This window comes from Terrabacter sp. NPDC080008, from assembly GCF_040702505.1.
Taxonomy (GTDB): Bacteria; Actinomycetota; Actinomycetes; order Actinomycetales; family Dermatophilaceae; genus Terrabacter.
Map to the genome: position 1 here is coordinate 235,564 of NZ_JBFBLC010000005.1, position 20,941 is coordinate 256,504.

Here is a 20,941-nt window from a genome sequence, read left to right on the forward strand (position 1 = left end):
CGGCTCCGCAGTGGGCTGCGCGGCTGTCTCCACCCTGCCCGAGCGGCGCGTGACGTGGCCTCGTCAGGCCTTGCCGGAGACAGGGGGAGCACCTTGGCGCACCCTGACAGCACTGATGTAGGCCCGCCGTCGATCGCGCGGGGGCAGGCAACACCGGCGGTGGCACCCAGGAAGGTTCACGAGCCTAGATGCGTCCTCGGGGACATATGGAAGCCGGCGCGAACCGTTCGCGATGCCCGGCGATGGACTTCCCCCGTCCAAACACTTTCAGCACGTAGGCCGGAGTCCTCGATCGGGGACTCCGGCCTACGGTTTCCTCGCACTGAGGAGCTCGGGTGTCGCGTCAGTGCGAGGTGCGGCTCTCGCGGTCGTAGTTGCGCCCGAGGAAGGCCGGGATGCTGGCCCAGCGCAGGGCGAACATCATGACGAGCAGGGTCGCGACGTAGGGCAGCATCGAGATGAATTGGTGCGGCACGTCGAGCCCGCCGACCTGCACCCGCAGGGCCAGCACCTCCATGCCGGCGAAGAACGCCGAGCCGGCGAGGATGTACTGCGGCCGCCACCCGCCGAAGAACGCGAGGGCGATCGCGAGCCAGCCGCGGCCGGCCACCATGCCCTCGGTGTAGGTGCCGGTGTAGGTCATCGGCAGGTACGCACCGGCCAGGGCCATCAGGGCGGCGCCGCCGGCGCTGCACCAGATGCGGGTGCGGGCGACGTTGACGCCGAGGCTGTCCGCCGCCTTGGGGTTCTCGCCGACCGAGCGCAGCGACAGGCCGTGGTTGGTGCGGTAGAGCAGCCAGTAGAGCAGGCCCGAGACTAGGAACGCGAAGTAGACCATGGCCGACTGCTCGAAGAGCACCGGGCCGAGGACCGGGATCGCGGACAGGCCCGGGATGCTGAGATCGTCGAGCGTCCGGATGAGCGGCGGCTGGAGCGTGACGCCGATGACGACCTTGTAGAGCAGCGACGCGATGCCGGTCGCGGCGAAGAAGAGCGCGAGCCCGATGACGAACTGGTCAAGGCGGAAGCGCGTCGTGACCCAGCCGAGGAACCAGCCGAAACCGCCGCCGACGAGACCCGCGACGAGCAGGCCGACGAGGTTGCCGCCGAACGTGAGCGACACGAGGAATCCGACGCTCGCGCCGAGCATCATCAGGCCCTCCTGGGCCACGTTGAAGACGCCGGCCCGACCGGCGAGCATCGTGCCCTGGGCCGCGAGGATGAACGGCACCATGGCGGTGACGACGAGCTGTAGGAACGAGGTGACCTCGGTCATCGGGCGTGCCTCCTCAGGCGAGATCCGACGACGTCGGAGAAGAGCAGGAAGAGCAGGATGAGCGCCTCGACGATGAGCACCATCTCGCTCGGGACGCCAGCGCTGCGCTGCATGGCGCTGGAGCCGACCTCGAGCACGGCGATGCCGAAGGCCACGAAGGGCACGGCCAGCGCGTTGCCGCGCGCGATGAGGCCGATGATGATGCCGAGGAGCAGGTAGTTCGACTGCATGCCCTCGATGAGCTTGCCGTGCACGCCGGCGACCTCGATGGCCCCGGCGAGGCCGGCGAGGGCGCCGCCGACGACGAGCGAGCCGACGGCCACCCGCCCGATCCGGATCCCGTGCACCTGCGCCGCGCGGCCGTTCGCCCCGACCGCGCGCAGCTCGTAGCCCGGCACGCTGCGCCGCATGACCAGGACCGTCGCGGCCGCGACGAGCACGGCGAGCACGACACCGAGGTGCATGGGCGGGCGACCGACGAGCGGGAGAAGGCCGCCCTCGCCGATGGGGATTGTCGTCGGGTGACCGGCCGCCGGGTCACTCCAGACCTCGGAGGCGACGTAGTCGACGATGCCGAAGCTGACGAAGTTGAGCAGCACGGTGCTGAGGATCTCGTTGATGCCGAAGCGGTCCATGAGCCAGGCCGCGATCCAGGCGAATACCGCACCGGCGAGGACGCCGACGACGAGGACGACCGGGAGGAGCACGACCATCGGCAGGTCGGCGAGCAGGATGCCCGCCGCCGCGCTGGCCGTCGCGCCGACGAGCAGCTGGCCCTCGCCGCCGATGTTGTACTTCCCGGCCGCCAACGGGATCGTGAAGGCGAGCGCGAGCAGCACGAGCGGGACCCACTTGTGCACCGTCTCGACCAGGCCGAAGCCCGACTTGAACGAGGTCGTGAGGATCGCGCGGTAGGCGTCGACGGGGTTGTGGCCGAGCGCGGCGATGACGACACCGGCGACGACGAACGCGAGCAGGACCGCGACGACGTACGAGCCGACCCGGCCCGCGAGCGGCCTCCCGCGGCCGCGCGGGGCCTCCGCCTTGGGCGGCGTCTCGACCGGGGTGCTGGTGGTGGTGGTCATGCGGACTCCTCCAGGCCGGCCATCAGGTGGCCGATCTCGTACTGGTCGTACTCCCCGCGCCGGCGCTCGCCGACGATGCGACCCGAGTAGACGACGAGCAAGCGGTCGCACAGGTGCGTCAGCTCGTCGAGGTCCTCCGAGACGAGCAGGACGGCCGAGCCGTTCTGCGCCGCCTCGCGGGTGCGGTCATAGACGAACTGCGTCGACGGGATGTCGAGACCACGGGTCGGGTTGTGCAGGATGAGGAAGCCGGGCTCGTGCGAGAAGGCGCGGGCCAGGATGATCCGCTGGATGTTGCCGCCCGAGAGCTGCGCGGCGGGCGTGCCGGCCGAGGGCGCCTTGATCGAGAAGTCGCGGATCGCGGCGTCGGCGTGGGCCCGGGCCCGGCGCCAGTCGAGGAACGGTCCCGTGCGGAAGCGGCGACCGCGCTGCGCGCCGAGGACGAGGTTCTCGACGATGCTCTCGGAGGGCAGGATGCCGTCACGGTGACGGTCCTCGGGCACATAGGCCACGCCCCCGTCGAGCCAGGCCGCGGTCGGCTCGCCGGCGAGGTCACGGCCGTCGAGCGCCATCGAGCCGGCGGCCGCCGGTCGCACGCCCGAGAGCGCCTCGACGAGCTCCACCTGGCCGTTGCCGGCTACGCCGGCGATACCGACGATCTCCCCGCCCCGGAGCGAGAGGCTGACGTCGGCGGCCACCACCCCGTGGTCGTTGTGCGCGACGAAGCCCTCAACGGCGACCCGTACGGGCGCGGCGTCGCCGGTCGCGGCGCGGTGCGACGCGATGCGTGTCGAAGCGCCCGAGGCCGTGGCATGGCCGGCCGCCCCCGACGTCGGCGCAGCCATCCCGGCGGTGACGACCTCGGTCACCCGGCTCACCATCGCGTCGTCACCGACCATGAGCTTGGCGAGCTCGGTGGGGGAGGTCTCACGCCGGGCCACGGTGCCGATCCGCTGACCGTCACGCATGACGGTCAGGGTGTCGCAGACCGACATGGTCTCGCGGATCTTGTGGGTGATGAAAATGACGCTCATGCCCTCGTCGACGATCGCCCGCAACGAGCTGAACAGCGAATCCACCTCTTGCGGAGTCAGATTCGTCGTTGGCTCATCGAGTACCAGAACCTTGGCGCCGCGGTAGAGCGCCTTGAGGATCTCGACGCGCTGGCGCAGTCCGACCGAGAGGTCGGCGATGGTCGCCCGCGGGTCGACGGTGAGTCCGAAGCGCGTCGACAGGTCGCCGATGCGGTCGGCTGCCGCGCCGAGGTCGAGGGCCGGCCACGACGGGAGGTGCGTGCCGAGAACGATGTTCTCGGTGACCGAGTAGGTGTCCACCTGGAGGAAGTTCTGGTGCACCATCCCGATCCCGTGGGAGATGGCGTCCCGGGGGTCACGGATGACGACCTCGTGCCCGTCGAGGGTCACAGTTCCGCGCTCAGCGCGGTAGAGGCCGTACAAGACGTTCATCAGTGTCGTCTTGCCGGCGCCGTTGCCGCCGAGCAGGCCGTGGACCTCGTTGCGGCCGACCTTGAGGTCGACGCCGTCGAGGGCCACGACTTTCCCGAACGTCTTACGGATCCCGTCCATGTGCAGGAGGGGGCGCGCATCCTGCGCGGTGTGCTTGTTCATATCTGCGCTGTCACTTGATCGCGGCGAGGTTCTTCTCGACCGTGATCTTCCCCGACTTGATGTCAGCAACAGCCTGCTCGACCTTCTTGGCGACGGCGGGGTCGACGTTCTTCGGCGTCTGGATCGAGACGCCGGTGTCGAAGCCGAGCGGGTAGTAGCCGCTGCGCTCGCCGGCCTTGATCTTCGTCAGCATGTCGCCGAGGGGCTTGGTGAAGTCGTAGATCGCGGCCGTCGCGTAGTGCTCCGGGTCGAACTGCGACTTGTCGGTGTACTTCGCCGTGACCAGAACGTCGTCCGTCTTGCCCTTCACGGCCTGGAAGGCGCCGACCATGCCGAGGTTGAGCGAGCCGATGATGACGTCGTTGCCCTGGCCGACGAGTTGCGAGGTGATCTGCTGCGCCTTGGTCGGGTCGTTGAAGTCGCCCGTCCACACCGGTGTCACAGTCGCGTTCGACCCGTTGTCCTTCAAGGCCTGGTTGACAGCGTGCACCTCGGAGTACGAGAACGGCAGCGAGAGACCACCGACGTAGCCGATCTTGCCGGACTTGGTCTGGGCGGCAGCGAGCACGCCGAGCGGGTAGAACGCCGTGTGGAAGTTGCGGTCGAGCACCCAGAGGTTGGGCACGGCCTCCTTCGGCTTGTCGTCGAACTCGCCGATGAAGGTGACGTCGGGGTTCTGCTTCGCGAGCTTGCTCGTGGCCTCGAAATACTGGCTGCCGTGGCTCCAGATGACGGTGTACCCGTCGGCGAGGTACTCCTTCATGACTCGCTCGGCGTCGGGGACGGGAACGCTCTCGGAGTGCGCGGTCTGCGCCCCCGAGGACTTTTCGGCGGCCTGCAGGGCGAGCAGGCCGAGGGCGTTGTAGTCGGCGTCCGTCGCCGACCCGGAGAAGATCGCGGCGATGCGGGGACTCTCGCCGCTCCCACCACCGGTGGCGCCGGAGCCCGCGTCACCGGAGCCGCAGGCGGTGGTGAGGAGGGCGACGGTGAGGACAGGGGCGGCGATCCGGACGAACGTGAGGCGTGCCATGTGTTCTCCAAGGGGTGCTCCGACCGCGAGGTCGGTGTGTGAGTGCGGCCTGTGCCGTTGCGGAGGACTGTGCCATCGCTCACAAACCCTGCTCTTCGTCAACAACTGACAGCGGGGTCACGCTCAGGTTGTGGCGGATTCAGCCACCAAGGCCTGTCCCCACGTGGTGGGACGCCGTCCGAGCAGGGTCGTGAGCGTCGTCGGGTCGCCGACGAGGCCCTCGCGGTCGTACGCCGTGAACATCGCGAGCAGGTCGGCGCGCGCCTGCTCGGGCAGGCTCGACCCCGGTCCGGCGGCCCAGGCCTCGAGCGTGAGCTGTTCGGCGGTGACCGGGTGCCCGAGCACACGGGCGGCGGTGACGGCCTGCTCGCGCACCGTCAGCACCTCCGGCCCGGCCAGCTCGTAGGTGCGGGCCTCGTGGCCGGCCTCCGTCAGCACCTCGGCGGCGACCTCCGCGACGTCGTCGAGGTCCACGTTCGTGAAGGGGGTGTCGAGCGAGTGCGGCACCGCGATCCGGCCGGACCTTGCTGCCGCCACGAGGTTCTGGTGGTAGGCCGCGGGGCGCAGGACGGTGGCCCGCGGAAAGGCCGAGCGCACGACCTCCTCGGCCAGGCCCTTGCGCACGTGGTGCGGCATCGAGCCGTCGTGAGGGTGCAGCACGGAGTGGAAGGCGAAGCGCTGCACACCGGCCCGCGCTGCTGCCGCCACGACCCGCCGCGCGATCGCGACCTCGTCGGGGTGCACGTTCGGCGCGAGGTGGTAGACGGCCGTGGCATCGGTCAGGGCCTCGTCGAGGCCGGCACCGCTCTCGAGGTCGCAGACCGAGATCGATGCTGCCCCAGCGGCATACGCCGTCTCTGCCCTCGCCGGGGACCGCACGGCGGCGCGCACGGCGACACCGCGTCGCGCGAGGGCGGCGGTGACGGCGCGGCCGGTCTTGCCGGCCGCGCCGATGACGAGGACCGTCGGCGCGGCGGCGCCTGCCGGCGCGCTGGTGCCCACGGCCCTCGTCTCTCGCGTCACAGCCAGTCGACGTCGGCGGCCGGCTTGCCCTCGGCGAGGGCGGCGTATCCGGGACCGCGGTCGAAGAACGGCGCCTCGTCGGGTCGCTCGGCACGCCGACGCTCGCGCTCGGCGTCGGAGGCCGCCGCGTCGATGACGGGCGCGTCCTTGTCACCCGAGGCGACGACGCCGTAGTCGCGCAGCGCCCCCTCGATCGACACCTTGCCCCAGCGCAGGTCGCGCTCGACCTCGTCGTAGGGTCGGTCGAGCGGGTCGCCCCAGCCGCCGCCACCGGTGGTGCGGATGCGGATGACCTGGCCGGCCTTGACGACCTCGGCGTCGGCGAGGGCGTCGACGGTGCGCTCGTCGGGACCGCCGACGTCGACGGTCACCTCGAAGGGACGACCGGCCTTGCCGCCCTTGACGCCCCAGCAGGCGAGGATCGAGCGGTCGGCGATGGACATGAAGTGGGCGTCCTTGAGCATCCGGATGTGCTTCTCGTAGCCGAGGCCGCCGCGGTAGCGTCCGGCGCCGCCCGAGTCGACGGCGAGGCCGAGGCGCTCGACGATGAACGGGAAGCGGCTCTCGGTGAACTCGGTCGGCAGGTTGCGGCTGTCGGGCACGACGTGGATCGTGTCCTCGCCGTCGGCGTAGTAACGCCCGCCGGAGCCGCCGCCGAGCACCTCGCGCATGAGGTAGTCGTTGCCGTCGCGGTCCTTGCCGTAGACGCCGGTGTAGCGGATCGTCTCCTGGTCGGCGGGCATCTTGCCGTCGACGGCCTTGGCAACGACGCCGGCGAGGACGCCGAGCAGGCGCAGGATGACGAAGGTGCGGGCGTTGGTCGGCGCCGGGTAGATCGGCGTGAGCAGGGTGCCCTTCTCGGGGAACTTCATCTCGATGAGCGGCACGATGCCCTCGTTGACGTCGAGCTCGGCCATCCGCTCGGGGGTGTCGGCGAGGTTGCGCAGGATCGGGGCGAGCCACTTCTTGAGGAAGTTGCCGCCGACGTAGTCGCCGCAGTGGTTGATCGGGCCCTTGGCCTGCTTCGCCGTGCCGGTGAAGTCGATGACGAGCTTCGGGCCGCCGTCGCCGGGGCCGGGGCCGCCGGTCGACTGCTTCGTCAGCGTGATCCGCTGCGTGTGCAGCATCGGCTCGTCGACGCCGTCGTGCTCGGCGTAGTCCTCCCAGACGTAGGTGCCGTCGGGGATCTTGGAGAGGATCTCGCGCCGGTAGGTCTCGGTCGTGCGGTCGAGGATCGCGTCGAACGCCGCCTCGACCGTGTCGCGGCCGTAGCGCTCGAAGAGCTCGGAGAGCCGGCGGGCGCCCATCAGGCACGCAGAGCACTCGGCGTCGAGGTCGGCGGCGAGGCTGTCGGGCATGCGGCTGTTGCGCGTCATGATGCGCAGGGCCGCCTCGTTGCGGACTCCCTTGTCCCACAGCTTGATCGGCGGGACAGACAGGCCCTCCTCGAACACCGTCTGCGCGTTGCTCGGCATGGAGCCGGGGACGGCGCCGCCGATGTCGTCGTGGTGCCCGAAGGCCTGGACGAAGGCGACGACCTCACCACCGGAGAAGACCGGGACGGTGACGCACAGGTCGGGCAGGTGGCCGATGCCACCCTCGGACTCGTAGACGTCGTTGTGGAAGAAGACGTCGCCCTCGCTCATCTGCTCGAGCGGGAAGTCGCGGGCGATCGGGTGTACCAGGGCGCTGTAGGAGCGGCCGGTCAACTTGCGCAGCTGGCGGTCGTGGATGCCGGCGCGGAAGTCGTGCGCGTCACGGATCATGGGGGAGCGCGACGTGCGGGCGATGGCCGTCTCCACCTCCATCTCGACGCTCGCCAGGGTGCCCTCGACGATCTCGACGAGGATCGGGTCGACCGTGCTGCCCTCGGGGGTCAGCCGGTTGCCGTGCTCGTATGCCGTGGGCAGCCCTGCGGGGTTGACCGGGGTGTCGCCGTGGCCGGCGGACGCGTCGGCTGTGGCCGAGCCGGCTGCCGAGCCGACGGCGGCGTCGACGGGGGCGAGCCGGGTGGCCGCGGTCTGGCAGGAGAAGCACATCTCAGGCCTCCTTGGTGATGACGAGGTTGCCGAGGCTGTCGACGCGGACGACGAACCCGGGATGGACGGGAACGGTGGAGCCGAACTCCTCGACGATGGCGGGGCCGGTCAGGACGTCCCCGGCCAGCAGGTCGGGGCGCCACCACACGTCCGTGTCGACGTAGCCGTCCTCCGGGTCGAAGCAGACCGGGCGGGTGCTGCGGTGGGCGCGCTCGCGCACGTCGGCCGCACCGGTGGCCGGGGCGAGCTCACGCAGCTCCGGACGGGTGATGGGCCCGACGCCGGTGACGCGCAGGTTGACCCACTCGACCTGCTGCGTGGGGTCGTCGCGGAAGTCGTAGCCGTAGAGAGCGCGGTGCTCGTCGTGGAAGCGCGAGGCCAGGTCAGCGGCATACGCCTCGTCGACCTCGCCGTCGGGAGCGCTCACCCGCACCTCGTAGGCCTGGCCGAAGTAGCGGAGGTCGACGGTCCGCGAGTAGCGGTGCGCCTCGCGCGGGAAGCCCTCGGCGTCGAGAGCCGCGGCGGCCCGGTCGGTCAGGTCGTCGAAGGTCTTCTGCACTGCGGCGTGGTCGAGGCTGCTCTGGCGCGCGACGGCCGTCTGCACGTAGTCGTTCTTGACGTCGACGGTGAGCAGTCCGAACGCCGACACGTTGCCGGGGTTCTGCGGCACGACGACCCCTGCGAGGCCGAGGATGTCGACGAGCCGGCAGGCCAGGAGCGAGCCGGACCCGCCGAAGGTGGCGAGCATGAAGTCGCGCACGTCGAGGCCGCGCTTGACCGAGACCTGGCGCAGGGCGTTCGCCTGGTTCCACGCCGAGATCTCGAGGATCCCGGTGGCGCAGCGCTCGAAGTCGAGGCCGAGGCGGCCGGCGAGCTCGGTGATGCCGGTGCGGGCCGCCTCGACGTCGAGGGGGATCTCGCCCCCGAGCAGGTGCGCGGGGATGCGACCGAGGGTCACGTGGGCGTCGGTGATCGTCGGCTCGGTGCCGCCCTTGGCGTAGCAGAGCGGGCCGGGGTCAGCCCCCGCCGACTGGGGACCGACCTTGAGCGAGCCCTCGGGCGAGACCCAGGCGATGGAGCCGCCGCCGGCGCCCACGGTGACGACGTCGATCATCGGGATCTTGCTCGGGTAGGCGCCGACGGAGCCCTCGGTGGTCAGGGTGGGCTCGCCGCCGAGGACGACCGAGACGTCGGTCGAGGTGCCGCCGCCGTCGCAGGTGAGGACCTTGTCGAAGCCGGCCTTGCTGGCGATGAGGCCGGCGCCGAGCGCGCCGGCCGCCGGGCCGGAGAGCACGGTCGTGATCGGCTGGTGCACGACCTCGTCGGCCGACAGCACGCCGCCGTTGGACTTCATGATGTAGAAGGGCAGCTTCGTGCCGGCGCTGACGAACTCGTCGAGCCGTTGGTGGATGTTGGCGACGTAGCGCGAGACGTTCGGCTTGACCGCGGCGTCGACGAGCGTGGTCATCGAGCGCTCGTACTCGCGGTACTCGCGCAGCACCTCGGAGCTGATCGAGACGACTGCCTCGGGGTGCTCGCGCCGCAGCACCTCGCGCAGCGCGAGCTCGTGGCTGTCGTCGGCGTAGGAGTGCAGCAGGCAGACACCGATCGTGGTGATGCCGCGATCCTTGAACCACCGGGCGGCGCGGACGGCGCCCTCCTCGTCGAAGGGGCGGATCTCGTTGCCCTCGAAGTCGATGCGGCCGCCGACGGTCTTGACGTAGTCGGCCGGGACGATGCGCGGGGGCTTGACCCAGAAGTAGGAGTTGCCGTAGCCGTCGGGCACCGCCTGGCGGGCGATCTCGAGGATGAACTCGTAGCCCTCGGTGGTGATGAAGCCGAGGGCCTCGACCTTGCCCTCGAGGAGCTTGTTCGTGGCGACGGTCGTGCCGTGCGACACGGCGGTGATGTCGTCGCCGCTCGCCCCCATCAGCTCGAGCACCTTGCGGACGCCGTTGAGGAAGCCGTCGGCAGGGTTGCCCGGGGTCGAGGGCGTCTTCGTCGTGACGAGCTCGCCCGAGCTCTCGTCGAGTGCGACGACGTCGGTGAACGTGCCGCCCGTGTCGATGCCGATGCGGATCCGGCGGCCGGGGAAGGTGCCTGCTGTCATGGTGAGGATTCAACCGGCGCGGACCGCTGCGGGGCGTTGGCACATCGTGCCAACACCTGCCCGGTTCTGGACCAATCCTCGCCAGAACCACGCCACGCCTCAGCGCATCGTTCGTCGTCGTTGCCGGGAACTCTTGACGTGCGACCACTCTGCGCTGCAGAGTTCGTTGCAAGGGGACGCCAGGGGGCTCCCATCGAGGAGGCACTCCCGTGAACGCGACAGACCATTCCGACTCGACCAATTCGACCAACTCGACCGACACCACCGGCTCGGCCGGGTCGGCCGGGTCGGCCGGGTCGGCCGGGTCGGGCGGCTCGTCCGCGCGTCTGGACGCCGACGAGGCGCGTGAGCTGCTCTCGCGCACCGAGCAGGTGCGCCGCACCGCCCGGGCAGACCAGCAGGGCGTCGCGATCCCACTCCTCGTGCTCGGGCCGTTGACCGTCGCGGCCGCGCTGCTGCAGCAGGTCCTCTACTGGGTGTCCTTCCACGACCTCGGGCCGGGTGAGAGCCGCACTGCGACTCCTGAGGAGCTCGCCTTCTCGAACTTCGTCGACAGGTACTGGGGGACCGTCGGCGCGGTCGGGCTCCTCGTCATCGGCATCTGGTTCGGCTGGCGCAGTCGCCGGCGCGGCGTCGGCTCGGGCGCGGGGGCCTGGATCGCCGGAGCGGTCGGCGTCTTCGTCCTGTTCGCCTACAGCGGCCTGCTGCTGATGGTCTGGCCGCCGCTCACGATGCTCACCGTCCTCGCTCCGAGCGTCTTCATCGTCGTGACGCTGCTGCTCATCGCGTGGCGGCGGCACAACGGCCGCCTGGCCTTGTGGGTGATGGCCTTCGGTCTCGTGACGGTCCTGGCGTCGTTCTTCTTCTTCAGCAACCGCTTCTACGACCTGCTTGGCGTGCTCGGTCTGCCGGAGGCGACGGTGCTGGCCCTCGGGGGCAAGGGCGACGCCCTCGTGCAGGTGGCCCTGGGCATCGTCATGGTCCTGGTCGGGGTGCGGGCCATGCGGCAGGCCGGCACGGTCGTCACGTCGCCAGCTGCGGGGCACGCCACGTGACGTCGACGCAGCCTCCCGCGGAGTCGCGTACGGACTCGGCTGCGGAGTCGGCCGAGCTGTCGCGGCACCCGACGAGCGGGCTCGACGACGTCGTGCACCAGAAGGCGCGCCTGGGTATCCTCGCCGTGCTCGCCGAGACCGAGAAGGCCGACTTCGCCTACCTCAAGAAGCTGCTCCAGCTCACCGACGGCAACCTCGGCCGCCACATCGAGGTGCTGGCGGGCAGCGGCCTCGTCCACGTCGAGAAGGGGTATGCCGGCAAGCGCCCGCGCACGTGGGTGACCATCACGCGCGCCGGCAGGCGCGCGCTCGAGGATGAGATGGCCGCGATCCGCGAGCTGCTCCGGCGTTTCGAGTCCGGGGGCGCCGGCTGAGACGCCGACCGTTCCTGTCGGCGTCCCAGCCCGGGTGGCTGCCGGTGTCTCAGCCGGTGTCTCAGCCGGCGTTCGACTCCACCTCGGTGCGGCGGATCGGCGCGTGCGGGAACGACGTCTCGGCGGGCCGCTCGAGCTCGTCACGGTGGTTGCGGATGAGGTCGAGGTTCCGGTCGCGCAGGTGGTCGAACGCCTGGCCGACGTTCGAGCCGGGAGTGAGCGACGCGAGGGCCTCGGCCGGGTCGAGCCGCGCCGACACCCACCCGGGGTGGGTCGCGGCCTTGGCGACGATGTGACCGACCGGCGTGACGATGTGCGAGTTGCCGAAGTAGAGCACGCCGGCCGGGTCGGCGCCGACGGCGTTGGCGCCGATGACGTAGACGTGGTTGTCGTAGGCGCGGGCGCGTGACGTGAGGTCCCAGATGTCGGCGGAGCGCAGGAGCGCGGACGGGCGGCAGATGATCTCCGCCCCCTGGACCGCCTGGATCCGCGACAGCTCGGGGTAGTCGCCGTCGAAGCAGATGATCATGCCGATGCGGCCGAGCTCGGTGTCGCAGACGGTCACGGTGTCGCCCGGCGTGACCCAGCCACCGCCGGAGACGATCTCCGAGCAGAACGGGTGCGTCTTGCGGTAGACGCCGAGCACCTCGCCCGACGGGGCGACGAGCACCGACGAGTTGTAGACGACGCCGCGCTCGGGGCCACGCTCGTAGGTGCCGAAGCACAGGTGCACCCCCAGCTCGCGCGCGACGGCCTGCAGGGGCTCGGTCATCGCTCCGGGGAGCTCCGAGACGAGGTCCCACAGCTCCTCGGGCGAGCACCCCGGCGTGAAACCGGTGGTGGCCGACTCGGGCAGCACGACCAGCTCGGCGCCGGTGGCGGCCACGCACTCGCGGGTGATCGCGACGCACCGGTCGAGGTTGGCCCGGATCGAGTCCGCGGTGAGGGGCCCCGGCACCGGGGCGACCTGCACGGCGGCAGCGGTGAACGCGCGCATCGTCAGCTCCGGCGTCCGACGGCCCAGCCGACGACGACCCCGACGAGGGCGATGGCCCCGCCGGTGACGACGCCGAGGGCGAACTCGCGCCCGGCGAAGCCGGCAGCGGGACCCGGCCGGCCGGCATACGACACCGGCGCAGCAGGCACGCCGGCGGCGGCGACGGTGGGGGCGCCCGGCGCCGCGGCCGGCGCGACCTCGGCAGGAGCGGCGGGGGCGGCGGGTGCGGCCGGACGGACCCCGCTGATGTCGGCGTCGACGGCGGAGAAGAACTGGCCGGCCATCTTCTTCGTGACACCGGCGAGCATGCGCTGGCCGACGCCGCCGATGACGCCCCCGACGGCCGCATCGGCGTCGTAGGTCAGGGCGGTGCCGCCGCCCGGCGCCGGCGCGAGGCGCACGGCGACGTCGGCGTCGACCGTGCCGGGGGCGCCCGAGCCGCAGGCCTTCATCGTGAACGAGTCGGGGTGCTGCGGGTCGCGCAGCGAGACCTCGCCCTCGTAGGTGCCCTTGATGGCTGCCACCCCGGCGGTGACGGTCATCGCGTAGTGGTCGGGCCCGAGCTCGGTGAGGCGCTCGCAGCCGGGCAGGCAGCGGGCGAGCACGGCGGGGTCGTGGAACGCGTCCCACACCTGCTGGGGGTCGGCCGCGAGCGTCGCGGATCCGGTGATCTTCATGCGGTCGGCTCCTTGGAGGACGGGTGAGACGTGCTGGAGGTGTGGCGGAGCGAGGGGATCTCGCCGTCGGCGTGGCGGCGGCGCAGCTCCCAGAGCTCGAAGGGGGAGATCGGCATCCGGGTGATCGGGAAGCCCTCGGCGTCCGAGATGGCCGAGGCGATGACGGCCGTGACGGGGATGCAACCGGCCTCGCCGGCGCCCTTGATGCCCAGGGGATTCAGCGGCGAGGGCGTCTCCAGGTGGTCGGCCTCGATGGTCGGCACCTCGGAGGCGTAGGGCATGAGGAAGTCCATGTACGAGGCGTTGAGCAGCTGGCCGGACTCGTCGTAGGCCATCCGCTCGTAGAGGGCGCCGCCGACGCCCTGCGCGACCCCGCCGTGGACCTGGCCCTCGACGATCATCGGGTTGATCATCGTGCCGCAGTCGTGGATGACGCAGTAGCGCAGGATGCGGATCTCGGCCGTGACCGGGTCGGTCTCGACGATCGCCGCGTGCATGCCGTTGGCGAAGGTCGCCTGGGTGGGGGAGTAGAAGCCCTTGCCCTCGAGGCCCGGCTCCTCACCCTCGGCGACCGGCGGCTTGTCGGGGTCGAAGGTTCCCGCGAACTGCGTTGCGGCCTGGGCCGCCTCGTCGAACGCGTAGCGCAGCGGGTTGGACAGGACCGAGACCGTGCCGAGGGCCATCGACGTCGCCGGCGCGCCCTTGACGCGCACCGTGCCGTCGACGATCTCCAGGTCCTCCGGTGAGACCTCCAGCGCGTCGGCGGCGATGCGCAGCGCCTTCTCGCGCACCTTGCGGGCGCCGAGGGCGATGGCGCTGCCGCTCATGACCGCGGCTCGCGACGCGAACGTGCCCACGGCATACCCCATCTTGCGGGTGTCGCCGGTCGTGACGTGCACGTCCTCCATGCGGACGCCGAGCTCCTGGGCGACGATCTGCGCGAAGACGGTCTCGTGGCCCTGGCCCTGGGAGGTCAGGCCGGTCGAGACGTTGACGCGGCCGCTCGTCTCGATCTGGATGTGGCCGCCCTCGTAGGGGCCGACGCCGGTTCCCTCGACGTAGCAGCCGATGCCGAGCCCGACCTTGCGGCCCTCGGCCTCGGCCCGGCGGCGGTAGTCCGCGAAGTCGTCCCAGCCGACGAGCTCCTTGAGCTTGGCCAGGCTCGCGGGGAAGTCGCCCGAGTCGTACTTGAGCGGGCGGCCGTCCTGGAAGAGCAGCCCGTGGTCCCAGGGCATCTCGCTCGGGAGGATGAAGTTGCGCGAGCGCACCTCGGCGCGGTCGAGGCCGAGCTCGTCGGCGATCGCGTCCATCGTGCGCTCCATGGCGAAGACGCCTTGCGGGCGGCCGGCGCCCCGATACGGCGTCACGAGAACGGTGTTCGTGTAGAGCGACCAGAACTCGCAGCGGTACGCGCCGGGCTTGTAGGGCCCGAGCAGCTGGGTCGAGGTGATGATCGGGACGATGATCCCGTAGGGGGTGTAGGCGCCGTTGTCGTGCCAGAACTTCACGTCGAGGGCGAGCAGGTGGCCCTCGTCGTCGAACCCGACGGTGACGCGCTGGAGCTGGCCGCGCTCGTGGGCCGACGAGATGAAGTGCTCGCGGCGGTCCTCGGCCCACTTCAGGGGGCGGCCGAGCAGGCGCGCCGCCCACGGGACGAGCACCTCCTCGGGCCACGGGTGCATGATCTTGACGCCGAAGCCGCCGCCCACGTCGGGGGCGATGCACTCGACCTTGGCCAGCGGCAGCTCGAGGCGGGCGGCCACGGCGGCGCGGACGCCCGTCGACGTCTGGGTCGAGGAGTACATCCGCAGCTCGCCGCGCTCGGCGTCCCAGCGGGCGTAGACGCCCTTGCCCTCCATCGGCATGCAGGCGCTGCGCTCGATGTCGAGGTCGAGTGTGAGGGTGCGCGGCGCGGCGGCCATGGCCGCATCGACGTCGCCGACCTCCTGGAGCATGTGCGCGGCGACATTGCCGGGCACGTCGTCGTGGACGAGCGCCTCGCCGTCGCGGGCGGCCTCGATGCCGACGACGACCGGCAGCTGCTCGTAGGTGACGCGTATGCGTTGGCAGGCGTCCTCGGCGATGTAGCGGTCGGTTGCGACGACCATCACGACGGCCTCGCCGACGTGGTTGACCTGGTCCTTGGCGAGGGCGTAGCCGGTGCGTCCGTGGGTCAGGGTCGGGTGCGGGATGAGCAGGGGCATCGGCTCGCCGACCTTGCCGGGGAGGTCCTCGTGCACGTAGATGCCGACGACTCCCTCGACGTCGATGGCGTCCACGACGTCGATGTCGACGATCCGCGCGTGCGCGTGCGGGCTGCGCACGAAGGCTGCGGCGAGGGCGTCGTGGCCGAGGTCGTCAAGGTAGCGACCACCGCCGGTGACGAGGCGGGGGTCCTCCTTGCGCTTGATCGGCGCCCCGAACATCTGTGTCGTCATGCCTGCTCCCCGTCCGTCGAGTCGTCTGCCCGCTCGTCCGCCCGCTCGGCCTTGATCTCGGCCGCGCGCAGGACGCTCTTGACGATGTTCTGGTAGCCCGTGCAGCGGCACAGGTTGCCCGAGATCGCCTCGCGCGCTTCCTCGCTCGTGGGTGCCGGGTTCTCCTCGAGGTAGGCCGTGACGGTGGTGAGGAAGCCGGGGGTGCAGAAGCCGCACTGGAGCCCGTGGCACTCCGCGAAAGCCTGCTGCACGGGGTTCATCGACTCGCCGGTCGGGGCGACCCGGGCGTCGGGCGCGCTGCACAGGCCCTCGACCGTCGTGATCGCGTGGTCCTGCGCGGTGACGGCGAACATCAGGCACGAGCGCATCGGCTGGCCGTCGACCAGGACGGTGCAGGCGCCGCAGACGCCGTGCTCACAGCCGACGTGGGTGCCGGTGAGCTCGAGGTCGTGGCGCAGGAAGTCCGACAGGAGGCGGCGGGCCGGCACGGCTGCCGTGCGGCGCACGCCGTTCACCGAGACGGTGACGTCGTGGAGGGTCTCGCTGGTCGTCTCAGTCATCGCTGGCTCCTTCTCCACCGAACGCAGCGTTCGGCGTCGAACTCAGTGTTGTAACAGCGCTTTCGCGACCGAACGCTGCGTTCGGTGCGGGGGTGGTGGCGCGGGCGGCGGCCTGGGGGATGACCCGGCGGGTGAGCTCGGTGACGAGCATGCGCCGGTAGTCGGCACTGGCGTGGATGTCGCCCTCGGGCTCGACGTGGGCGTGCACGGCCTCGGCCGCTCCCTCGAGCGCCGCGCTCCAGGCGCTCGAGCCCGGCTGAACGCCGTGCAGCGCCGGGCCGAGGTCGAGGACGGAGGGCACGTCGGTGACGGAGACGAACGAGGCACGGGCAGCGGAGACGACACCGTCGGTGACGGTCACCGCCACGCCGACGCCGGCCATGGCGTAGTCGCCGTGTCGTCGGGCGCCCTCGGCGAACGCGGTGCCGGTGCCGGCCGGGAAGCGCCCGAAGCGGACGGCGACGGCGAGCTCCTCCGCCCCGAGCGAGGTCTCGAGCGCGCCGAGGAAGAAGTCGGCCCACGCCACCTCGCGTGACCCACCGGGACCGGCCACTTCGACGACGCCGTCGGTCAGGGCGAGCACGGCCGGCATCTCGCCGGCGGCGTCGGCGTGCGCGATGGAGCCGACGGTGGTGCCGCGGTTGCGGATGGCGGGGTGGGCGACGTTGACGAGCGCCTGGCGCAGGAGGGGGAGGGCGGCATACGCCTCCTCGGACCGCTCAAGGCCGGCGTGCCGCACGAGGGCGCCGACCCGGACGGCCTCGGGCGTCACCTCGATGGTGTCGAGCCCGGCGACGCGGTTGATGTCGACGAGGTGCGCCGGGGAGGCAAGGCGCATGTTGAGGATCGGGATGAGGCTCTGGCCGCCGGCGAGGACCTTGCCGTCATGGCCGACCTCGTTGAGGACGGAGACGGCCTGCTCGACGGTGAGCGGGGCGTGGTGCTCGAAGGGGGCGGGCTTCACCGAACTGATCCTGCCTTCCGATCCCCGACGGGGACTAGTGATGGTTGTGCACGGCTGGGCCTGAGCTTTTGGCAACTTCTGCCGTGAACGGCTGTGGGCCCCCGATGCGAGATCGGGGGCCCACGGCCGCGGAGTGCGAGGTGCGTCAGCGGCGGCGCAGGTCCGGTCCGCCCGGAGCGTCCTGGTAGAGGTCGTCGATGCCGTCGGCATCCCCGTAGTCCCCTTCGCGTTCACCCAGGGAGATCATCGTGCCTCCGGCCGCGTCGGCTCGTGCACGCAGGTCAGCCGGAGCGAGGTTGCGGGCCAGGTGATAGGCGCCGATGGCGATGATGGTGCCGAGCGCGATGCCCCCGAGCGTGAAGTTGTCGCTGAACTTCAGCGACACGCCACCGATGCCGATGACGATGCCCGCGGCGACCGGGACGAGGTTGATCGGGTTGCCGAAGTCGACCCCGTTCTCCTTCCAGATCTTCGCGCCGAGCAGGCCGATCATGCCGTAGAGCACCACCGTGATGCCGCCGAGCACACCGCCCGGGACCGAAGCCACGAGGGCGCCGAACTTCGGCGACAGGCCGAAGACGATCGCCACGAGAGCGGCGACGTAGTAGGCAGCGGTGGAGTACACGCGGGTGGCGGCCATGACGCCGATGTTCTCGGCATACGTGGTCGTCGGCGAGCCACCGACCGAGGAGGCGATGACGGTGCCGATGCCGTCGGCCGCGATGGCCCGGCCCATGTAGGGGTTGAGCTCGGCCTTGGTCATCTCGGCGACGGCCTTGACGTGGCCGGTGTTCTCAGCGATCAGGGCGATGACGGCCGGCAGGACGAGCAGGATCGCCGCGACCGAGAACGACGGGGCGTGGATGCCGACCATTGCCTTGCCGTCCGGGCCGATGGTCCCGGTCGTGGGCGGAAGGCCGAACCACGACGACCCGGAGATGGCGTCGAAGTTCGTGCGGAAGTGGGTCGAGACCTTGCCGGCTCCGTCGGGCGCCGTGATCTGCCCGAAGATCTTGTCGAAGAGCCACGAGATGACGTAGCCGAAGACGAGCGCGAGGAAGACCGCGATGCGCGAGATGAAGCCCTTGAAGGCCACTGCACACACAATTGTGAAGAGCATGACGAGCAGGGCCACCCACTGGTCCTGCGGCCAGTAGACGGTGGCCACGACCGGTGCGAGGTTGAAGCCGATGAGCATGACGACCGCGCCGGTGACCACAGGTGGCAGCACCTTGTGCAGCATGGACGAGCCCAGGAAGTGGATGAGAACACCCACGAGAGCCAGGACGATGCCCGCGACGAGGATGGCTCCCGTGACCTCCTGGGAAGTGCCGCCCTGTGCGCGGATGGCCGCCACAGCACCCACGAACGCCGCCGACGTGCCGAGGTAGCTCGGCACCTTGCCGTTGACTATCAGCAGGAAGCAGACCGTCGCGATGCCGCTCATCATGATGGCGAGCTGCGGGTTGAGCCCCATGATCAGCGGGAACACGAACGTCGCGCCGAACATCGCGACGACGTGCTGTGCTCCCAGGCCGACGGTCTTGCCCCACGACAGCCGCTCGTCGGGGGCGACGACGTCGTCGGGGCCCATCGTCTTGCCGTCCCCGTGCAGTTTCCAGCCCAAGCCCAAAGCCATTCCGACTCCTATTGGTTGCCACATCCCGTGATGTGGGTCACGCCCCCAGTCGGGGTTGGCCGAAAACTACTCCCACAACAGGCGATTCCGTTCGTCAAACGTTGATACTCGCCGACGTGGACGCTCTGGCAGGAGATGACGTATGCCGTCACGTCCTCTCGTCGGACCCACGCCCGGTTCGAGGTGGTACGTCGCGTCAGAATGCGGACATTCACCTCGAACTGCACCACGACGTGGCGGATCGAGGTGAAAACGCGCGACCAGTCGCGACCGAGCACCTCGACCGGGTCAGATGCCGCGCATCTGGTGGATCTTCAGCGCTAGCGCGAGGGTGAGGCGCAGGTCGGCGTCGGTGGTGAAGGGGCCGAGGATCTTCTCGAGCTTGCCGATGCGGTAGCGCAGCGTGTTGTAGTGGAAGAAGAGCAGCCGCGCGGTCTCGGCGACGTTCATGTTCGTGTCGATGAGGATGCTGAGGGTCTGGCGCAGGCCGGCGTACTCCGGCGAGTCGTCGGTGGCCAGCTCGCGCAGCGACTCGTGGACGAACCGGCGCAGGTCGGCGCCGTCGGGGATGAGCGCCAGCAGGCGGTAGATGCCGAGGCCGTCGACGTGGGTGACCGCGCCGTCGCCGTGCATCTGGCGCCCGACCGTGACGGCCGAGAGCGCCTCGTCGTAGGCCTGTGGGAGACCGGCGACGGACGAGATGGGCCGAGATACGCCGGTCGAGAAGCTGCGGCGGCCGCCACCGCCGTCGCCGCGCACGACCCGGACGTAGTCGCCGACGATCCGCATCACGTGGTCGGTGTCGGCGCTCGCGGGCACGGCGATGAGGGCGACGACCTCGCGGCTGAAGCCCATGACCGGCGAGGCCGCGTCGCGGACCGTGACGGCGTGGGTCCAGGCCCGGGCGAAGCGCTGCTGGAGGAAGCGCACCTCCTCGGCGTCGCGCGTCGAGCGGTCGTCGTCCTCGTCGGTCTCGGCGACGACCACGACGAGCGGGCGGTCGATGTCCCACCCGAGCGAGCGGGCGTGCGCCACCGCGTCGACGGGGGTGCCGGCGCGCCCGGCAAGGGCGTCGCGGAGGAACTCGGCGCGGTACTTGCTCTCGACGGCCGAGACCGCGGAGTCCTTGGTGATGGCCAGCGCGGCCACGGTGGCGGCGCGCTCGAGCAGGCGCACGTCGTCGAGGGTGAGCCGGCGCTGGCTGCAGAAGGCGACGAGCAGGCCGTGGTCGAGGTGCCCGGCGACGATGCGCACGGCGGCCCGGTTGGCGTTGGGCCCGTCGGGGCGCGGCCCGGTCGGCTCGGCCTCGGTGAGCAGGCGCCCGGTCCGGTCGAAGCAGTCGAGAGCCTCCGCCGCGGCGAGCTCGCGGGGCGAGCCGGCGCGGGCGATGACGCGGCCGTCGGTGGTCGTCACCATGGCGGCGCCGTCGAGGAAGCCGACGACCTGCTCGCAGAGGTCGTCGAGCGACCCGCCGGCGAGGACGATCTGGACGAGGGCCCGGTCAGCGTCCTCGAGGCGGCGCAGGGTTGCGGTCTGGTGCTCGAGGATCGCGCTCAGCACCTCGGTCGTGAACGTGGCGATGTGCTCGAGCGGGATCTCCAGGACGGGCAGTCCGGCGGTCTCGGCCGAGGCGACGAGCTCCGTCGTGGCCTCGCCGTCGAGCCCCGAGACGACGAGCCCGGCCACGCCGGCGGCACAGAGCTGCGTGACGACGGTGTCGAGGCGCACCTCGTCGTCGAGGCCTGCCGCCAGGGCCGCCGCGTCGGCGAGCACGATCCGGTGGTCGAGGCGCGCTCCGGCCGCGGCGTCCCGCAGCGCTGCCCGCAGTGGTGAGGTGCCGTCGACGCTGACGTCGAGGTGGGCTGCGCCGGCCCGGACGGTGCCGTGGGCGGTGGCGGCGAGGCCGGCGATGAGCCGCAGCGAGATGCCCGACACCTCGGGCTCGGGGTCGCCGAAGCGACTCACCGCTGGCAAGTCACCCTCGGTCAGGGTCGGATCGTTGGCAACTTTCACCATGAGCGCACCCTACCCAGCATCGGTAGCGTC

16 protein-coding genes are annotated in these 20,941 nt (G+C 71.0%); 2 read left to right on the plus strand and 14 right to left on the minus strand.

Going from position 1 to position 20,941, the window contains the following annotated elements; all coding sequences use genetic code 11:
* Positions 1-343 precede the first annotated feature (343 nt).
* The 7 genes from AB0316_RS15680 to AB0316_RS15710 form a co-directional block, all read right to left on the minus strand.
* Positions 344-1,276 (minus strand): ABC transporter permease, encoded by a 933-nt coding sequence (locus AB0316_RS15680; RefSeq protein WP_366273968.1) that lies wholly within the window; start codon positions 1,274-1,276, stop codon positions 344-346.
* On the minus strand, positions 1,273-2,361 hold the full coding sequence (locus AB0316_RS15685; RefSeq protein WP_366273969.1) for an ABC transporter permease: 1,089 nt from the start codon (positions 2,359-2,361) through the stop codon (positions 1,273-1,275). Before AB0316_RS15685 ends, AB0316_RS15680 begins: the two co-directional genes overlap by 4 nt.
* Positions 2,358-3,989 (minus strand): ABC transporter ATP-binding protein, encoded by a 1,632-nt coding sequence (locus AB0316_RS15690; protein WP_366273970.1) that lies wholly within the window; start codon positions 3,987-3,989, stop codon positions 2,358-2,360. Before AB0316_RS15690 ends, AB0316_RS15685 begins: the two co-directional genes overlap by 4 nt.
* A 10-nt stretch (positions 3,990-3,999) precedes the next feature.
* Positions 4,000-5,019 carry a BMP family protein gene (locus AB0316_RS15695; RefSeq protein WP_366273971.1) on the minus strand — a complete coding sequence of 340 codons (1,020 nt, stop codon included), beginning with the start codon at positions 5,017-5,019 and terminating at the stop codon, positions 4,000-4,002.
* Positions 5,020-5,142: 123 nt separating this feature from the next.
* Positions 5,143-6,021, minus strand: coding sequence for an NmrA family NAD(P)-binding protein (locus tag AB0316_RS15700; protein ID WP_366273972.1), 879 nt, complete (start codon positions 6,019-6,021; stop codon positions 5,143-5,145).
* Positions 6,022-6,038: 17 nt separating this feature from the next.
* Positions 6,039-8,081 (minus strand): hydantoinase B/oxoprolinase family protein, encoded by a 2,043-nt coding sequence (locus tag AB0316_RS15705; protein WP_366273973.1) that lies wholly within the window; start codon positions 8,079-8,081, stop codon positions 6,039-6,041.
* 1 nt (position 8,082) lies between these two features.
* Positions 8,083-10,191 (minus strand): hydantoinase/oxoprolinase family protein, encoded by a 2,109-nt coding sequence (locus tag AB0316_RS15710; protein ID WP_366273974.1) that lies wholly within the window; start codon positions 10,189-10,191, stop codon positions 8,083-8,085.
* Positions 10,192-10,400: 209 nt separating this feature from the next.
* Here AB0316_RS15710 and AB0316_RS15715 point away from each other — a divergent pair, with 209 nt between their 5' ends.
* Both AB0316_RS15715 and AB0316_RS15720 read left to right on the plus strand, forming a co-directional pair.
* A complete protein-coding gene (locus tag AB0316_RS15715) occupies positions 10,401-11,246 on the plus strand; it encodes a hypothetical protein (RefSeq protein WP_366273975.1) in 846 nt (281 codons plus the stop codon).
* Positions 11,243-11,620 carry a transcriptional regulator gene (locus tag AB0316_RS15720; RefSeq protein WP_366273976.1) on the plus strand — a complete coding sequence of 126 codons (378 nt, stop codon included), beginning with the start codon at positions 11,243-11,245 and terminating at the stop codon, positions 11,618-11,620. Before AB0316_RS15715 ends, AB0316_RS15720 begins: the two co-directional genes overlap by 4 nt.
* Positions 11,621-11,681: 61 nt before the next feature.
* Here AB0316_RS15720 and AB0316_RS15725 read toward each other — a convergent pair whose 3' ends face one another.
* From AB0316_RS15725 to AB0316_RS15755, 7 genes are all read right to left on the minus strand, one after another.
* Complete coding sequence (locus AB0316_RS15725) at positions 11,682-12,617, minus strand: carbon-nitrogen hydrolase family protein (protein ID WP_366273977.1); 936 nt, start codon at positions 12,615-12,617, stop codon at positions 11,682-11,684.
* Between the two features lie 2 nt (positions 12,618-12,619).
* Positions 12,620-13,294 carry a carbon monoxide dehydrogenase subunit G gene (locus tag AB0316_RS15730; RefSeq protein WP_366273978.1) on the minus strand — a complete coding sequence of 225 codons (675 nt, stop codon included), beginning with the start codon at positions 13,292-13,294 and terminating at the stop codon, positions 12,620-12,622.
* On the minus strand, positions 13,291-15,732 hold the full coding sequence (gene cutA / locus AB0316_RS15735) for an aerobic carbon-monoxide dehydrogenase large subunit (RefSeq protein ID WP_366273979.1): 2,442 nt from the start codon (positions 15,730-15,732) through the stop codon (positions 13,291-13,293). The genes AB0316_RS15730 and cutA overlap by 4 nt, the downstream gene beginning before the upstream one ends.
* Positions 15,729-16,292: a (2Fe-2S)-binding protein gene (locus tag AB0316_RS15740; RefSeq protein ID WP_366273980.1), complete on the minus strand. Its 564-nt coding sequence runs from the start codon at positions 16,290-16,292 to the stop codon at positions 15,729-15,731. Before AB0316_RS15740 ends, cutA begins: the two co-directional genes overlap by 4 nt.
* The gene (locus AB0316_RS15745) at positions 16,285-17,256 is read right to left on the minus strand and encodes an FAD binding domain-containing protein (RefSeq protein ID WP_366273981.1); all 972 of its coding nucleotides are present in this window, start codon (positions 17,254-17,256) and stop codon (positions 16,285-16,287) included. The genes AB0316_RS15740 and AB0316_RS15745 overlap by 8 nt, the downstream gene beginning before the upstream one ends.
* 145 nt (positions 17,257-17,401) lie before the next feature.
* Positions 17,402-18,895 (minus strand): solute carrier family 23 protein, encoded by a 1,494-nt coding sequence (locus AB0316_RS15750; RefSeq protein ID WP_366273982.1) that lies wholly within the window; start codon positions 18,893-18,895, stop codon positions 17,402-17,404.
* Positions 18,896-19,183: 288 nt separating this feature from the next.
* Positions 19,184-20,911 (minus strand): helix-turn-helix domain-containing protein, encoded by a 1,728-nt coding sequence (locus AB0316_RS15755; RefSeq protein ID WP_366273983.1) that lies wholly within the window; start codon positions 20,909-20,911, stop codon positions 19,184-19,186.
* Positions 20,912-20,941 lie beyond the last annotated feature (30 nt).